14 protein-coding genes are annotated in these 16,477 nt (G+C 68.7%); 7 read left to right on the top strand and 7 right to left on the bottom strand.

Going from position 1 to position 16,477, the window contains the following annotated elements:
- Positions 1-278 precede the first annotated feature (278 nt).
- The gene (locus tag INE98_RS05270; protein ID WP_293537171.1) at positions 279-1,232 is read right to left on the bottom strand and encodes an IS110 family transposase; all 954 of its coding nucleotides are present in this window, start codon (positions 1,230-1,232) and stop codon (positions 279-281) included.
- Positions 1,233-1,453: 221 nt separating this feature from the next.
- Positions 1,454-2,644 carry an acetyl-CoA C-acyltransferase gene (locus tag INE98_RS05265; protein WP_293537169.1) on the bottom strand — a complete coding sequence of 397 codons (1,191 nt, stop codon included), beginning with the start codon at positions 2,642-2,644 and terminating at the stop codon, positions 1,454-1,456.
- A 97-nt stretch (positions 2,645-2,741) separates the two neighbouring features.
- Here INE98_RS05265 and INE98_RS05260 point away from each other — a divergent pair, with 97 nt between their 5' ends.
- On the top strand, positions 2,742-3,449 hold the full coding sequence (locus INE98_RS05260; protein ID WP_293537167.1) for a heme-binding protein: 708 nt from the start codon (positions 2,742-2,744) through the stop codon (positions 3,447-3,449).
- On the opposite strand, the gene mnmA is transcribed toward INE98_RS05260, so the two are convergent.
- The 3 genes from mnmA to flgK are packed head-to-tail and all read right to left on the bottom strand — an operon-like array spanning position 3,427 to position 7,682.
- Positions 3,427-4,587, bottom strand: coding sequence for a tRNA 2-thiouridine(34) synthase MnmA (gene mnmA, locus INE98_RS05255; RefSeq protein ID WP_293537165.1), 1,161 nt, complete (start codon positions 4,585-4,587; stop codon positions 3,427-3,429). The two genes, INE98_RS05260 and mnmA, sit on opposite strands and share 23 nt — an antisense overlap.
- Before the next feature lie 42 nt (positions 4,588-4,629).
- Positions 4,630-5,568, bottom strand: coding sequence for a flagellin (locus tag INE98_RS05250; RefSeq protein ID WP_293537164.1), 939 nt, complete (start codon positions 5,566-5,568; stop codon positions 4,630-4,632).
- 11 nt (positions 5,569-5,579) lie between these two features.
- Entirely contained in the window at positions 5,580-7,682 is a 2,103-nt protein-coding gene (gene flgK / locus INE98_RS05245) for a flagellar hook-associated protein FlgK (RefSeq protein ID WP_293537163.1), read from the bottom strand.
- A gap of 421 nt (positions 7,683-8,103) precedes the next feature.
- Here flgK and INE98_RS05240 point away from each other — a divergent pair, with 421 nt between their 5' ends.
- The 4 genes from INE98_RS05240 to INE98_RS05225 all read left to right on the top strand — a co-directional run bounded on the left by INE98_RS05240 (position 8,104) and on the right by INE98_RS05225 (position 12,368).
- Positions 8,104-9,786 carry a flagellar hook-length control protein FliK gene (locus INE98_RS05240; protein WP_293537162.1) on the top strand — a complete coding sequence of 561 codons (1,683 nt, stop codon included), beginning with the start codon at positions 8,104-8,106 and terminating at the stop codon, positions 9,784-9,786.
- Between the two features lie 4 nt (positions 9,787-9,790).
- Complete coding sequence (locus tag INE98_RS05235; RefSeq protein ID WP_293537160.1) at positions 9,791-10,459, top strand: flagellar hook assembly protein FlgD; 669 nt, start codon at positions 9,791-9,793, stop codon at positions 10,457-10,459.
- A 51-nt stretch (positions 10,460-10,510) separates the two neighbouring features.
- Positions 10,511-11,908: a flagellar hook protein FlgE gene (locus tag INE98_RS05230; RefSeq protein WP_293537159.1), complete on the top strand. Its 1,398-nt coding sequence runs from the start codon at positions 10,511-10,513 to the stop codon at positions 11,906-11,908.
- Positions 11,909-12,074: 166 nt separating this feature from the next.
- The gene (locus INE98_RS05225) at positions 12,075-12,368 is read left to right on the top strand and encodes a DUF1153 domain-containing protein (protein WP_293537157.1); all 294 of its coding nucleotides are present in this window, start codon (positions 12,075-12,077) and stop codon (positions 12,366-12,368) included.
- 65 nt (positions 12,369-12,433) lie between these two features.
- Here INE98_RS05225 and INE98_RS05220 read toward each other — a convergent pair whose 3' ends face one another.
- Positions 12,434-12,811: a RusA family crossover junction endodeoxyribonuclease gene (locus INE98_RS05220; RefSeq protein ID WP_293537155.1), complete on the bottom strand. Its 378-nt coding sequence runs from the start codon at positions 12,809-12,811 to the stop codon at positions 12,434-12,436.
- A 79-nt stretch (positions 12,812-12,890) separates the two neighbouring features.
- On the opposite strand from INE98_RS05220, the gene fumC reads away from it, so the two are divergent.
- Positions 12,891-14,282, top strand: a complete 1,392-nt coding sequence (fumC, locus tag INE98_RS05215) for a class II fumarate hydratase (RefSeq protein ID WP_293537153.1) — start codon at positions 12,891-12,893, stop codon at positions 14,280-14,282.
- 149 nt (positions 14,283-14,431) lie between these two features.
- Here fumC and INE98_RS05210 read toward each other — a convergent pair whose 3' ends face one another.
- A complete protein-coding gene (locus tag INE98_RS05210; RefSeq protein ID WP_293537151.1) occupies positions 14,432-15,454 on the bottom strand; it encodes a polyprenyl synthetase family protein in 1,023 nt (340 codons plus the stop codon).
- A gap of 65 nt (positions 15,455-15,519) precedes the next feature.
- On the opposite strand from INE98_RS05210, the gene INE98_RS05205 reads away from it, so the two are divergent.
- Positions 15,520-16,263: a methyltransferase gene (locus tag INE98_RS05205; protein ID WP_293537149.1), complete on the top strand. Its 744-nt coding sequence runs from the start codon at positions 15,520-15,522 to the stop codon at positions 16,261-16,263.
- Positions 16,264-16,477: the final 214 nt, after the last annotated feature.

The following is a 16,477-nucleotide window of genomic DNA, read 5'->3' as shown; positions in this document are numbered from 1 at the left end:
CCAACAGGCCGAGCCCATGCCGGTGACCCTGGTCCGTCCGGACCAGGTCCCCCGATAACGCCGGGCGTCTTCAGGCGGGACTCCTTCAGTCCGGTCACAAACCACACAATTGCTCCCCCAAGGGGGAGCTCCCGGCGAAGCCGGGTCAGGGGGTCTGCTGAGGGGCCGTTGACCCCCTCCGGCCCGCTGCGCGGTCCACCTCCCCCTGGGGGGAGGAATTACGGAGCCATTGCTCCCCCAAGGGGGAGCTCCCGGCGAAGCCGGGTGAGCAACCATGTTCAAGCGGGTTGGGTTTTGACCCAGGGCTGGCCTCGGTGGAGGATGAGGTTGGCGGCCTCGACGAGCTTTCGCATGACGGCGACGATGGCGAGCTTGATGGGCTTTCCACGGGCGAGGAGGGCCTGATGGAAGGCTTTGAAGCGGGGGTCGTAGCGCTTGGCGGCGAGGCTGGCGAGGTAGAGCATCCGCCGGACGCGGGCCCGGCCGCCGGTGATGAAGCGCAGGCCCTTCCACTGGCCGCTGTCGCGGTCGAAGGGGGCGACGCCGGCGAGGGCGGCGGCCTGGCCTCGGCGCAGCTGTCCCAGTTCGGGCATGCGGATGGTCAGACTGGCGGCGACGACGGGACCGAAGCCGGGGATGGAGAGCAGCAGCCGGAAGCGGGCCGCGAGGTCCTCGTGGGCCTTGAGGACCTGGAGCACCTGGGCGAGCAGGCGGGCCTTGAGGCGCTCCAGGCTGGCCAGCTGGACCTTCAAGCTCCGCGGCACGTCCTTGAGCGTCACATGCTCCAGGAAGGTCTTGAGCCCGGCGATCCGGTCGGCGACCTGCTCATACGCCGTCAGCCGCTCGGCCAGTTCCGCAAGCCGGGGATCCTGCGCGGCCCTGACCGTCTCCGCCTTGGCCGTCGCCTGGGCGATCAGCCGGGCGTCGATCCGGTCGTTCTTGGCCCGCAGGCGCTTGAGCCTGGCGAACAGCCGCACCTCCAGAGGCTGGTGCACCACGACCTCGAACCCCGCCGCCTCCAGCGCCGCCCTCACCTTGCGCTCATAGCCGCCCGTCGCCTCCAGGCCCACGCGCCCCACACGCCGGGCGCGCAGCCAGGCGATCAGGGCGGCATGCCCCTCCGGACCGTTCTCAACCTGCGTCTCGTCCTCCAGGCCGTGCGCTGCAACATCCAGAAACCGCTTGCCGACATCGATCCCGGCGATCTTCGTGTTAGACTGGTTCTGTTCCATCGACCCCTCCTTGTGGCTTCGGACCCAAACGTCCCTGCAACCATCCGGGTCTGTGAAACGCCGGCGGCGGCCCTGCTCACCGCCAGCCCAAAAGGCTAGGGGGTCATCTGCCCTTCCGCCGGCTGTCCGCCTGGTGTGGGTGCGCCAGGCGGACGTCCCGGAAGACAACCGCACTCTAATCCAAATCGCACAGACAAGAGGGTCAACCGCAACCCGCCCCCCTAGAACAACTCCACCGCCATCGCGGTCGCCTCGCCGCCGCCGATGCAGAGGCTGGCGAGGCCTCGCCGGCCGCCGCGCGCCTGGAGGGCCGAGACCAGGGTGGCGAGGATGCGGGCGCCTGAGGCGCCTATAGGATGGCCGAGGGCGCAGGCCCCGCCGTTGACGTTCAGCTTCTCGTCCGGGATGTCGAGCTCGCGGGCGGCGAGCATGGCCACGACGGCGAAGGCCTCGTTGACCTCGAACAGGTCCACCTGGTCCGCCGTCCACCCGGCCTTGGACAGGGCCCTACGCATGGCCGGTCCCGGCGCCGTGGCGAACTTCGCGGGCTCCTGGGCGTGGGCGGCGTGGGCGACAATGCGGGCGACCGGGCTGAGGCCAAGCCGTTCCGCCACCGAGGCGCGGGTCAGGACGAGGGCTGCGGCGCCATCGGAGATGGAGCTCGCATTGGCGGCGGTGATCGTCCCGTCCTTTGCGAAGGCCGGCTTCAGGGTCGGGATCCGGGACGGGTCCGCCCGGCCGGGCTGTTCGTCCTCACGGATGGTCTCGGTTCCCTTGCGGCCCGCGACCTCCACCGCGACCATCTCGCGCGCGAAGGCGCCGGAGGCCTGGGCGGCCCGGGCCCTCTCGAGGGAACGGATGGCATAGGCGTCCATGGCTTCGCGGCTCACCTGGTGGGCGCGGGCGGTCTCCTCGGCGAAGGACCCCATCAGCCGGCCCGGCTCATAGGCGTCCTCCAGGCCGTCCAGGTACATGGAGTCCGAGACCACGTCGTGGCCGATCCGGGCGCCGCCCCGGTGCTTGGCCAGCAGGTAGGGGGCGTTCGTCATGCTCTCCATGCCGCCGGCGACGATGATGTCCGCGGAACCCGCCGCCAGGGCGTCGTGGGCCAGGATGGCGGCCTGCATGCCCGAGCCGCACATCTTGTTCACGGTGGTCGCCTCGCAGGACAGGGACAGGCCGGCGCCCAGGGACGCCTGGCGCGCCGGCGCCTGCCCCAGCCCGCCCGGCAGGACACAGCCGATGTAGATCTGCCCGACGGCGGCGGGGTCCACGCCGGCCCGCTCCACCGCGGCGCGGACGGCGGCGGCGCCCAGGTCGGTGGCCTTGGCGGCGGACAGGACGCCCTGAAAACCGCCCATGGGGGTGCGGGCGTAGGCGGCGATGACGACGGGATCGGAGGTCTGGGTCATGCCATCTTCTACCAGAGGCCTCGGCGCTGCGGGAACCGCGGGATTTGGTCCCTGGCCCCGAACGCCCCATAATGCCCCCTGAAGCCGGAGAAGCACCATGGGCGTCGGAGAGTTCCTGATCACCCTGCTGGCCGGGGTCGGCCAGCTTGTCGGCATCCGGGCGGGGACGGAGCAGCCCCCTTACGAGGTGGTGGGCCGGGTCGGCGAGGCCGAGATCCGCCGATACGCCCCTCAGATCGCGGCCGAGACCCTGGTGGATGGGCCCGTCGAATCCGCCCGGAACGAGGGCTTCCGGCGTGTCGCCGGATACATCTTCGGTGACAATACGACCAAGGCCTCGGTGGCCATGACCGCCCCGGTCGTCCAGAGCCGGGAAGCCGCGGGCGGGTCGCAGTCCATCGCCATGACCGCCCCGGTGGTCCAGTCCCGGGCGGCGAGAAGCGAGTCCATCTCCATGACCTCGCCTGTCGTCCAGAAGGCCGCGGGCGCTGAGACCTGGTCCATCCGGTTCATCATGCCGTCCAGGTACACCATGGCCACCCTGCCCGAGCCCAACGACCCGCGCGTCCGCCTCGTCGAGACTCCGGCGCGGACCTATGCCGTGGTCCGGTTCTCGGGCCTGGGACATCAGGAAGCGGTGGCGAGGCACGAGAAAGCCCTCGACGCCGCCCTGGCGGGATCGTCGTGGCGGGCTTCGGGAGAGGCCGTGACCTGGTACTACGATCCGCCCTGGACCCTGCCCTTCCTGCGCCGCAACGAGGTGGCCCGGCTGGTGGAGCCGGCTACTTCAGCGCCGACGCAATGAAGCCGCCGCCGAGGACCCTGTCGGGGTCTTCCGGCGCATAGAGGACGCAGGCCTGGCCGGGGGAGACGCCGTACTCGGCCGCGTCGAAGATCACCCGGGCCTCGCCGGCCTCCAGGCCAAGCCGGGCCGCTACCGGCTCTGCAGTCGACCGGACCCGGGCGAGGACCGGACGTCCTGCGGTCGCGGCCGCTTCCAGCCCGGCCTCGTCGCCCAGCCAGTTGATCTCCTTGAGCGCCACCGCCCGGGTGGCCAGGGCCTCCCGCGGGCCGACCAGGACCCGGCGGGCCTCGGCGTCTATGCCGACCACGTAGAGGGGATCGCCGACGGCGACGCTGAGGCCGCGCCTCTGGCCGATGGTGTAGCGGGTGACGCCCTCGTGACGGCCCAGCACCCGGCCGTCCAGGTGGACGATGTCCCCCGGCTCGGCGCCCTGGGGGCGCAGGCGGTCGATCACCGTCGTATAGCGCCCCTCCGGCACGAAGCAGATGTCCTGGCTGTCCGGCTTGTCGGCCACGGCGAGGCCCAGTTCGCTCGCCAGCTGGCGGACCTCGGCCTTGGGCAGGCCGCCGAGCGGAAAGCGCAGATAGTCCAGCTGGTCCCGGGTGGTGGCGAACAGGAAGTAGGACTGGTCCCGGGCCGGATCAACGGCGCGCTTCAGCTGGGCTCCCGCCGGCCCTTCCGCACGCCGGACATAGTGGCCGGTGGCCATGGCGGCGGCGCCCAGGTCGCGGGCGGTGTCCACGAGGTCCCGGAACTTGACCGTCTGGTTGCAACGGATGCAGGGAACCGGGGTCTCGCCCCGCAGGTAGGCGTCGGCGAAATCGTCGATCACCTGCTGGCGAAAGCGGCTCTCGTAATCGAGGACATAATGCGGGATGCCGAGGGCCGCGGCCGCGGAGCGCGCGTCGTGGATGTCCTGTCCTGCACAACAGGCGCCCTTGCGCTGGATCGCCGCCCCGTGGTCGTAGAGCTGCAGGGTCACCCCGACCACATCATAGCCGGCGTTCGCGAGAAGGGCTGCGGTGACCGTGGAGTCGACCCCGCCCGACATGGCCGCAAGCACCCGCGCGCCGCCAGGCAGGCCCACGGTACGGCGGGTCTCCTCGATCAGGCGGTCGGAATAGGCGTCCAGGGTCATGGGGCCTATCTAGTCTCCGTTGCGGAGATTTGCGAGCCGGCCCTACTGGAGGAAGTTGAGCAGGGAGACGTTCCTGAGGGTGATGAAGACCTGGGAGGAGGCCTGCACGGCCTGCTGGGCCTGGGTCAGGGCCGTGGCGGCGCGCGCAAGATCCTGCTCCGAAGATTGCTGGACGTCGATCAGTATGCCGCCGATGGTAGTCTGGCGGGCGGCGATGCGCTCATCCACGGCCTCCAGCTGGGTCTGCAGCGTCCCGTTCGTGGCGCCGGCCGTCACCAGGCCCTTGTGGACCGTGTCCCAGACCGCGACCTGGCCTTGCAGGAAGGTTCTCTGAGCCGCAGTCAACTTGCCGCTGAAGGGGCCGTTCGCGCCTTCCTGAAAGGCCTGGAGGTCCCGGAAAGCATTCAGCATCGAGGTCCCGATGTCGCTGGCGAGCTGACCGATCTGCAGGGTCGTGGTCTCGTCGACCCGGACCTTGTCGATGTATTCGTCATTCCGGAAGGAGTCCTGCACCGCCGTCGGGGTGAGGGTCAGGTCCTCCAGTCGGGTGGCGGAGTTGGGGGCGGTGTCCACCTGCCCCCCGGCGAAGACGTATTTTCCGGCGTACTGCGTGTTCAGGGCGCCGATCGCGTTGGCGAACTGGCCTCGGATTTCGGTCATGAAGCCGACGGCGCTGTCCGAGGCCAGGGCGTTGGCGATCGCCTTGCGGGCGTCGTCAGCGGCGGTCGCGGCCCTTTCGAGACCCAGGTTCTGGATTTCGAGCCGGTTGGCGATCTGGGCGTTCTGATCGGCGTAGGCCGTCAGGCGGTTGTTGACAGATTGCATCGCCGTCAGGACCTGAGCGTCGCGGCCGTAGGCCTTCAGGTCCGTGCCCACCTTCTGGGCGCTGACATGAAGGCCGGTCTCGAACTGCCTCTGCTGTGCGGCTAGAAGGTTGTTCAGGATGGCGGCGTAGCCGCCGTTCGTGGATACCCGGGTCACTCAGGGCCTCCTCAGATAATGTTGGTCAGCACGTCGAACAATTCCTTCGCGGCCTGGATCATGCGCGCTGAAGCGTTGAACGCCTGCTGGAAGGTGGTGAGCCTTACAAGCTCCTCGTCGAGGTTGACCCCTTCGACAGACTGGCGTCGCTGGGCGACCTCGGTGGCGACCGCCTGGTTGGCGAGCTTCTGGTTGTCGGCGGCGGTGGCCGAAGCACCTATGGCGGCGCCGAACTGGGCGGCGTAGTCCGTCAGAGAGGCTGTGATGGCGCTGAGCGTCCCGGCGGCGTCGAACCGGACCTTCTTTTCCCCGGCTGCGGCGAGGGCGGCTGCGCCCTGACCGTTGCCAGGGCTGATGGCCGGCGTGCCGGCGGTCACTGTGAGGTCCAGTTTGGAAAGTGCGAGCTTGTTGGGATCCTGCGAGATCTTCGGGTCCACGAACAGCCGGTCCGCACGGGAGCCTCGCTCAAACACCCCGAGCCCGAACAGGCCGGTGACGGACGGACCGCCTACGCCGCGCTGGGTATTGTCTGCGACCACGGCGAGCGAGATCGGGGGCGTCGTGCTGGGCGCGAAGCTCAACTGCCCCTCGGCGTCCAGGGAAAAGGTCCCGACCAGGCCGACGCCGGTGGAGTTGGCGTTCAGGGTGTTCAACAGATCCTGCATGGTCGTTGCGGCGGGAATGCTGATGGTCACATCCCGGATCGGTCGACCATCCTGCTGGGTCAGGCGAAAGGTCAGGGTGTCGCCGGCGGTGAAGCCGTGCGGATCCGTGGTCCTCAGGCCGGTCTCGTAGAGGGTCTGGCCTGAGCTCCGAACAAGATCGTTCAGGCCGAAGAAGTGGGAGAAGGCCTTCCCGGCCTTCTGGGATGTCCCCTCATCGATCGCGATCCCGGCGGCCGTCGCCGTTCCCGCCGCGGTGAGGGTCAGGGCGCGATTGGTGAAGGTCGCCGATCCGAAGGCGCCCAGCGATGTGTTCAGGGTGGAGAGAAAGGTCGCCGGTGTGAAGGCCGTCGCAGGGCCGGCGTCGACGCTCATGGTCCCCGCTGTGAAATCGATGGCGATCCTTCGCTGGATGACGCCGGAGGCGTCGGTCACCGCCAGGGTGGTCTGGCCCATGAACCCGCCAATCGCCGTCGGAAGGTCCAGGCCCGTGTCTCGCCCCTCCAGGACGCTGCGGGGCGGAGCCGAGCTGGAGGCGTTGTGGGCGGCGTTCAGCCGCTCTGCGGAACGGGCGGCGAACTCTCCCAGCTGTTCGGAGAGTTTCGGAAGGTGGGTGTCCCGCAGGTCCAACAGGGCCCGCATCTCTCCCCCGGTGACCGTGATCGGCTGCTCGGCGCCGACCGGATACTGGATGGCGAGATAGCCGGAGGTGGAGTCTGTGGACCGGTAGGCCAGCGTCGCCGCCCCGTCGCCCACCAGTTCGAAGCCCTCGGCGGTCCGGATGGTGACGCCGCCGGCGGACCTTGGCTGGACCTGGATGTCGATGAGGGCGGCCAGCTTCTCGATAAGGCCCATCTGGACGTTCTCCGCGCCGGTCGAGTCTCCCGAACCGATGGAGGTGCGGCTGATGTCGGTATTCAGCTTGGAGATCTGGGTCAGGAGGTCATTTATGTCGCGGGCGGTGGACTGCGCACGGTCATCGGCGCTGGCCGCCATGCGCTTCAACTCGGCGTTGATCTTGGCCGTCTGATCGAAAAAGGTCTTCACGGCCGCGACCGACTCCGAGCGCAGCACGCCTGAGGTGGGATTGGCCGCTGTGGCGCCGAAGGCGTCCCAGACCTTGTCGAGAGTTGCGAAATAGCCGGTCTGCGAGGTGGGGTCCCCGAACAGGCTCTGGGCTGTATCAAGGTTGGTCGAGATCAGGTTCCACCGGCTGGCGGTCGAGCTCGCGGTCAGACCCGCCGAGACCAGGAACTGGTCGATGACCCGCCGGACATCGGAAATCTCCACCCCGGCGCCAACGCCGCCGACAACGCGGTGGGCCTGGTCGACCTGCTTTCGCACATAGCCGGGCGTGTTGACGTTCGCCACATTGTCGGAGGTTATCCGCAGGGCCGTCTGAGCGGCGATCATGCCGGAAGTTGCGTTGCTCAGTACCGAAGTCAGAGACATGGCTTGGAGCCCTCTCAACCGGCAACCCTTGCGCAGTCCCGGCGAGTTTTGCCGGGCTCAATAGGCGGCGCCTGCGCAAGGCTTCCGAAAAAATCCTTTCATTTCAACACGGCGTATTCTGCAGCCGCTTTGAGATACACTCTTCGACGCAAGACGCAGGCCAGCCGGAACGGGCGCCCGGGCGAGCCGTCGTCTGAGCCGCGAGGGCGGCAGGACTCGCCCAGGTTGCGGCGAGGACGCCCGGCAAAATCCGCACTGCAGGGCGATCGGATCCGTCAAATGAACAACGTTTTCCTCGGTTTTTCCGTATCTTAGGTCGATCGGGCAGACTTGGCGCAAAGGTTGCGAAGCGAGGGGAGAAGTGTTCCGGCGCAGCAGGCGCCCCTTCACCGGAAGGTTCATCCGGCCTGGTTCGTCCGCCTTGAGCTTCGACATCGCGCAAATCCTCGCCCCGGGCGCCGCCGTTCCTGCCAACGGGGCGACCTCTCCGCCCTCGGGAACTGCACCGGAGGGGGACTTCGCCGCTCTGCTCGGCGGTCTGGGGGGCGCTGCGCCTGTCCCCCAGGGTGAAACGCCCGCGCCAACGGGTCCGGCGCCGGGGATGAGCTTCACCGTCCTCGCCGACAGCCCCGACTTCATCACCTCGCGGGGCGAGGCGGTTCAGGCGGCTCCTACGGCGAGCGCATCGCCGACGACGGCCGCCAGCCTCGAACTTCTTGGTCGCCTGACGCCCTGGCTGGGCCTCGCCTTGACCGCGACCGGCGAAGAGAAGGTGGAAACGTCGGTGATGGAACCGGCGGATCTGCGGGCCTTACCGGACGAGGACCTGTCCGCACTCGCCGCTGAAGGGGGCCTCTTGGCCAGCCTCCCGACGCCCTTGATCAACCCGGTCGCCTCCCCGGTACAGGGGTCCACTGACGGCGAGCCGGCCGCGGAGTCCAGTATCGCACTTACGTCTGCATCGCCCGGACACCCGGCGACGGAAGGGAAACCGGCTCTGTCCGGGATCGCACTCCAGCCTGCATCTGCCGGACACCCGGCGGCGGACGCGAAGCCGGCTCTGTCAGAGACCCCTGAGCCCGTGGCCGCCGCGCCCGGACCCGTCGGGTTGGCGCAAATGGCGCCGCCGCCCTCCGAGACGGCGACCCTGGCCCTGTCCAGCGGCATTCTGCGGGTGACCGGGCAATTCAGGGCGGCCGAGTCCGATCCGGCTCAAGCCCGCGTCCTGGAGGGCGGGCTGGCGGTTGAGGTCGCTTCTGCCGAAGAGGCAGGCGTCTGGCCCGGACCGGCCAAAGGCGCGCCAGTAGAAGGCGCTCCGCCCCAGCCTGCCGCAATGCAGGGCGCAGACCCAGCGGCTCCGCAGGTCGCCCGGCCCAGCGCGGCGGCGGCCAACGCGCTCGCGCCCGACGCCGAGACAACGGATTCTGAGGCGGAGACCGCCGTCATCGCCAGTCCGCAGGACGGGACCCGGGTCGCGGAGACCGGTCCGCAAGGGGCTTCGCGGCAGGTCAACGTCTCAAAGCCCGAGCCGAGCAGCCCGGGGGTTGACGATATCGCCCTGAAACCGCTCCGGGCCGAGGCTGAGGCATCGGGCGGGCCGGCCGCGACCCTCGCCGCCCCAGTGGGGCCGGACAGGCCTGAGGGCGCGCCGGCGCCGGCCCGCGCCTCTGCGACGACGATTTCGACCCTGGCCGAACAGATGACCCGGCGCCTCGATGGCGGGTCCACCCGGTTTGACCTCGAGCTGAACCCGGCGGGTCTCGGTCGGGTCGATGTCCGCCTCGATATCGACTCCATGGGCGGAATTCGCGCCGCCTTCACCTTCGACACTCCACAGGCGGCAAGCGAGATGAGCCGGCGGGCGGATGAACTCCAGAAGAGCCTTGAAAGCTCGGGCTTCAACCTCACGGGCGGGCTGTCCTTCGATGTGGCGGGCGATCGCTCTCAGGGCCGCCACGCCGCCTGGACCGACGGGAGGGACGCCCGGCCCAACAGCCCCCCGATCGATGAGAGCGACCTCGTCCGGGAAACCGGGTCCACCTCAGCCGAGGCTCTGAAAGGGCGCGGCGCATCCTCCCACTCCGGCGTCGACATCAGGATCTGATCCCATGAACGTCACCTCGGCGACCACCGCCACACCGACGACGCAGAACATCGGCGCCCTGGGTCAGTCCCAGCTGAACGCCAGCTACGACACCTTCGTGAAGCTGCTCACAGCGCAGATCCAGAACCAGGACCCGCTGGCGCCCATGGACTCCACCCAGTTCACCCAGCAGCTGGTTCAAATGACGGGGGTGCAGCAACAGCTCTACTCCAACGAGCTCCTTGGCCAGTTGGTCGCAAACACCGGAACCGGCATGTCCGACGCCGTCTCGGTGATCGGTCGTGAGGTCACCGCCGCGTCGGACAAGGCCGTCGTCACGGCTGGCGAGGCGAAGTGGAGCTACAATCTCGGCAAGGACGCCGCATCGGTGAAAATCGAGGTCCTCGACTCCAACAGCCGAACTGTCGCGGTGGCCGCGCCGACCAATATCAAGGCAGGCGACCAGACCTTCACCTGGAACGGCGTCGACCTGAACGGCGTCAAGCGCGCGGACGGGGGCGAATACCGCCTCCGGATCACGCCCGTCGATTCCGGCGGCGCCACCATCACCTCGCGGGTCTTCCAGAGGGGCGTCGTGACCGCCGTCGAGCAGGTGAACGGCCAACCCACACTCTCCCTCGGCGGGGCCAAGGTCCCGTGGTCCGCCGTCAACTCCGTCCGGCAGCCCGTCTAGGTCGCCTTCACTCCCCCAACCCCGCACTGATCCCCAAGGAAAGCAGACACCATGAGCATCAACAGCGCCCTTCTCGCCGGGGTCTCCGGACTGGTCGCCAACTCGGCGTCGATGGCGGCGATTTCGGACAACATCGCCAATACCAACACCACGGCTTACAAGCGCAGCCAGGTCAACTTCGCCAATGTGGTGACCGCCCAGGTGGTAAAGGGCCGCTACTCCGCCGGCGGCGTGGAGGCGATCACACGGAGGTTCGTCTCCAACCAGGGTCTGATCCAGGCCGCCTCTTCGCCGACCGATCTCGCCATCGCGGGCAACGGCTTCTTCGTGGTCACCGACAAGGGGATCAACGTGACCAGCCAGGATCCGCGTTACTTCACGCGGTCGGGGTCCTTCACCGTCGATTCCGACGGCTACCTGGTGAATGACTCCGGCTATTACCTCCAGGGCTGGCCCTCGGACGCGGAGGGCAACATCGTCTCCGACCCGTCCGACCTGACCCAGATGAGGTCCATCAACATCAGGGACCTGGGCGCCCAGGTGCTGCAGACCTCCCAGGTCATCATCAACGGCAACCTGGACAAGCGTGGCGTGACCGGCTCGGTGGGTGACGCGACCTATGTCAACAACACCGTGGCCTCGATGGCGGACTATGCCAATGACCCGGCCACGGGCACCAAGCCGGACTTCAGCTTCCAGATGAATGTCATCGACTCTGGCGGCGGTACGCGCCGGGTCGCCATGGCCTTCCTGAAGGACTCCTCGGCCCCCAACACCTGGCATGCGGAAATCTACTCCGTGCCGGCCAACGACGTCGTGGGTTCCACCCGGCCGGGGCAGATCGCGGCGGGAAGCATCCGGTTCTCGTCCGATGGTTCCTTTGACCAGGCGAACTCCACCCTGTTCGGCGTCACAGCCGGCGTGGGCAACGCGCCGAACATCACCATCGCCGCCTCCTCCGCCCCCACTGGCCTGCGGTGGGCGTCCGGCCTAGGGATCGAGGCCTCGGACGTCGACCTCGACATTTCCAAGTTCACTCAGTTCTCAGCCACCTCCACCGTCACGTCCCTGAACCCGAACGGCGCGCCCCTCGGCAATGTCGTCGGGGTCGAGGTCAGCGAGGAAGGTAGGGTCTCGGCCATCTTCGACAACAACCTGATCCGCCTGGTCGCCCAGATTGGCCTCGCCACCTTCGCCAATCCCGACGGGCTCGAGGCCGTAGGGGGCAACGCCTACATCCAGTCCACGAGCTCGGGCGAGTATTCAGTGAAACAGCCCCTGCTGGGCGGCGCAGGAACGATCGAGTCCTCCGCTCTTGAAGCGTCGACCGTTGACCTGTCTTCAGAGTTCACAGGCCTGATCACCACCCAAAGAGCTTACTCGGCGTCCTCCAAGATCATAACCACGGCGGATCAGATGCTGGAGGAGTTGATCAATATTAAGCGATAAGTCTTGAAGTTAACGGCTTTTAACATCGCCGTACATCTTGATTGTTTCGATTTAATACATGGGGGAAGCTTTGATTATCGAATCATTTACTATAATCTTTCACCGGGCGTTATGTCATCACCGTCAAGATCAGGTCAAGACCTGATGGTGGGAAGGGCGTAAAGCCATGTATCAGCAACAACAGTCGCAGCTGCGGACCAACAGCCGGGGGGAGGCCTATGTGATCGGCCCGACCGGCGCCCAGCTGACGATCCGCGACCTGCCGCCGCCGGACACCGGGCGCTGGGTGATCCGCCGGAAGGCCGAGGTGGTGGCCGCCGTCCGCGGCGGATTGCTCACCCTGGAACAGGCCTGCGAACGCTATTCGCTCACGCAGGAGGAGTTCCAGGCCTGGCAGAAGTCCATCGAGAAGCATGGCATGGCCGGCCTGCGGACCACGCGCCTGCAGCAGTATCGCTGAGTCGACGCTCCCAAGGGGAGACCGAACGGCCGCCTCCCCGCCCCGGGATGCGGCCGTTTCGCGTTTCAGGCCGCCCGATCCGGCCCATCCCCCAGCCGCTGCACGCGGATCGAGATCCGCTCGCGCTCACCGGCCCGGCGCTCCACCAGAAGCCGGGCCACCTGGGCATCGTCGTGGAAGACGCGCCCCTTGATGGCGTCCAGCAGGGCCTTCGCCAGGTTGTCCAGGTCCATCCATGGCGGGTCGCCCACATACTCCATGACGATTTCCACCGAGAACTCGCCCCAGGCTGGCCTGCCGCCTCGCCAGGCCTTGCGGAAGAATTCATGGATCAGGGTCTTGTAGTACCGGGCCTGGGTGGTCAGGCCGTCCACCACCACCTCCACGGCGCCCCCATCCTCGCGGGCGCGCACCTTGCCGTGATGGGTCCAGCCCCCGTCCATGGCCATCCTCCGGCGGCGGCCGCCTTGCAGTCTGGCCCGTCTCCGCTAAACCGGGCGCACATTCGACCGGAGGCCCGCCATGAGCAAGACCCGCACTGAATCCGACACCTTCGGCCCCATCGAGGTCGACGCCTCCGTCTACTGGGGGGCCCAGGCCCAGCGCAGCCTCGGCAACTTCAAGATCGGCTGGGAAAAGCAGCCGCAGCCCGTCGTCCGCGCCCTCGGCATCGTCAAGCGCGCCGCCGCAGAGGCCAACGTGGAGCTGGGCCGGCTGGATCCGAAGATCGGCCAGGCCATCGTCGCCGCCGCCCAGGAGGTGATCGACGGCAAGCTCGACGCCCACTTCCCCCTGTCGGTCTGGCAGACCGGCTCGGGCACCCAGTCGAACATGAACGCCAACGAGGTCATCTCGAACCGCGCCATCGAGATGCTGGGCGGCGAAATGGGCTCCAAGGCGCCGGTCCACCCCAACGACCACGTCAACATGAGCCAGTCGTCCAACGACACCTATCCGACGGCCATGCACATCGCCGCCGCCGAGCAGGTGCACCACGACGTCATCCCCGCCCTCGAACACCTCCTCGGGGCCCTGCGCGTCAAGCAGGCGGCATTTGACCCCATCATCAAGATCGGCCGCACCCATACCCAGGACGCCACCCCCCTGACCCTCGGCCAGGAGTTCTCCGGCTACGCCCAGCAGGTCGAGAACGGCCTGAAGCGCATCCGCCTCGCCCAGCCGGGCCTGCTGGAGCTCGCCCAGGGCGGCACCGCCGTCGGCACCGGCCTTAACGCCCCCGTCGGCTTCGCCGAGCTGGTCGCGGCCAAGATCGCCGCGATCACCGGCCTGCCCTTTGTCTCCGCGCCGAACAAGTTCGAGGCCCTGGCGGCCCATGACGCCATGGTCTTCAGCCACGGCGCCCTGAACACCGTCGCCGGCGCCCTCTTCAAGATCGCCAACGACATCCGCTTCCTGGGTTCCGGCCCGCGCTCGGGCCTCGGCGAATTGTCCCTGCCCGAGAACGAGCCCGGCTCGTCCATCATGCCCGGCAAGGTCAACCCCACCCAGTGCGAGGCCCTGACCATGGTCTGCACCCAGGTCTTCGGAAACCACGCCACACTGACCTTCGCCGGCGCCTCGGGCCACTTCGAGCTGAACGTCTTCAACCCGGTCATGGCCTATAACTTCCTGCAGTCCTGCCGCCTGCTGGCCGACGCCGCCGTCTCCTTCACCGACAACTGCGTGGTCGGGATCGAGGCCCGCGAGGACAACATCAAGGCCGCCCTCGAGCGCTCGCTGATGCTGGTCACGGCCCTGGCGCCCAAGATCGGCTATGACGCCGCGGCCAAGATCGCCAAGACCGCCCACAAGAACGGCACCACCCTGCGGGAAGAGGCCGTCGGCGGCGGCTATGTCACCAACGAGGAGTTCGACGAGGTCGTCCGTCCCGAGAAGATGATCTCGCCGGGCTAAGGCGCCTCAGTAGACCCCCTCCGTCGCGCTGCGCGCGCCACCTCCCCCTGATGGGGAGGAATTAGAGAGCGCTTAATTGCTCCCCCAAGGGGGAGCTCCCGGCGAAGCCGGGTGAGGGGGTCAACGGCGGCTCAGCCGAGCCCGAACGGCTACATCCGCCGCCAGACGGCGAAGTCGGCCAGCTCGATCATCGCCGCCTTCCATCCGTCGGCGCCATCGAAGCCGGCCAGGGCGGCCTTGGCGTCGGCGGCGTAGTCCTCGGCCAGGGCCAGGGTCGTCTCAAGGGCGCCGCACCCAGCCACCAGCAGGCGGGCGCGCTCGAAGTCGGCCTCGGTCTGTTCGCGACGGTCGATGGTGCGGTCCCAGAAAGCCTTCTCGTCCGGGCCGGTGCGGGAGATGGCCAGCAGGAGGGGCAGGGTCGCCTTGCCCTCCCGGAAGTCATCGCCGGGGTTCTTCCCCAGGGTCTCGCTGGCGCCGGAATAATCCAGCGCATCGTCCACGAGCTGGAAGGCCAGACCCAGATTGCGTCCGAACCGGCGCAGGCTGGCGCAGGTCGCCGCCGGCGCGCCCGCCGACACCGCCCCGGCTTCGGAGGCCGCGGCGAACAGCTCGGCGGTCTTGGCGCCGATGATCTCCAGATAGGTCTCCTGAGGCAGGTCCAGGTCGTGGGCGCGGGTCAGCTGCAGGACCTCGCCCTCGGCGATCACCCGGCTGGCCCGGGCCAGGATCTCCAGGGCCGGCATGGACCCGGCCTCGACCATCAGCTCGAAGGACCGGGCGAACAGGAAGTCGCCCACCAGCACGCTGGCCGGGGCGCCCCAGATCAGGTGAGCCGCCACCTTGCCCCGGCGCAGCTCGGAGGAATCGATGACGTCGTCGTGCAGCAGGGTGGCCGTATGGATGAACTCCACCGCCGCCGCCAGGTTCAGGCAGGCGTCGTCCTTCGCCCCCGCCAGCCGCGCCGCGGCGATGGTCAGGAGCGGCCGCAGGCGCTTGGCCGACCCGCCGATCAGGTGCTCGGCCAGGGCCGGGATCACCGATACCGGGCTCTGCATGCGGTTGCGGATCAGGGCGTCCACGCCGTCCATGTCCCGTTTCGCCAGCCGGGTCAGGGAGGCGATGGAGGGCGCGCTGCGGGCGACCGGTTCGGCGGCTTGCGTTGCAGACGACATGCGGTCCGGTTAAGGCAGGCGCCTTGCCGGCGCAATGCCCCAGCCGGGTTTTTTGGCGGAAACCCATGACACAGGACGCCCAGTCGGACGCCATGCTCGGGGGCCGCGTCCGGCTTCTGCAGTCGGCGCGGGGCTATCGCGCGGGGATGGACGCAGCCCTTCTCGCAGCCGCCTGCGACGCCCGGCCGGGCGAGAGGGTGCTGGACCTGGGCTGCGGACCGGGCGCCGTCATGCTGGCGGCGGCGGTCCGTCGGCCGGAGGCGTGCTTCACCGGGATCGAGGCGGACGCCCAGGCCCTCGCCCTGGCCCGGGCCAATATCGGCCTGAACGGGCTGGGAGACCGGGTCGAGGCCGTGTCCGGCGACGTCGCCCTGCCCTTCAGTCGCCTCGGCCTGCCGCGTTTCGACGCGGCCCTGTGCAATCCGCCCTTCTTCGACGATCCGGGCGCCCTGCGCGGCCCCTCCCCGGAGAGGACCCGCGCCTGGATGGCGGTGGACGGGCTCGCCGCCTGGACAGGCTATCTTCTGAAGGCGGTTCGCGACGGCGGGACGATCACCCTCGTCCACCGGGCCGACCGGCTGGCGGACCTCCTGGCCCTGCTCGCGCTGAAGGCCGGCTCGATCCGCATCCGCCCTGTCCAGCCCCGCGCCGGCGCGCCCGCCAGCCGGGTGATCGTGCGGGCGGTGCGCGGCGGCCGCGCGCCCCTAGTCCTCTTGCCGGCCCTCGTCCTGCACCCTGACGACGAGGGCAAGCACACGCCGCAGGCGGAGGCCATCCTGCGCGACGCCGCGCCGCTGGTCTGGGGCTAGGTCACCCGCGCCTGAGCGTCGGGGAGATCAAAGCGACTTCACCAGGAGGGCGCCAATCCTCGCCTCCGCAGCCCCCCTCCGGCCCGCTTCGCGGTCCACCTCCCCCCGGAAGGGGGAGGAATTACGGGGCCCATTGCTCCCCTGCGGGGGAGCTCCCGGCGAAGCCGGGTGAGGGGGCGCCACGGCCCCTCCCCAGCCCCCCTCCGGCCCGCTT

This window comes from Phenylobacterium sp. (assembly GCF_020253645.1).
GTDB lineage: Bacteria > Pseudomonadota > Alphaproteobacteria > Caulobacterales > Caulobacteraceae > Phenylobacterium.
This window is presented reverse-complemented; position numbering and strand designations above follow the sequence as displayed.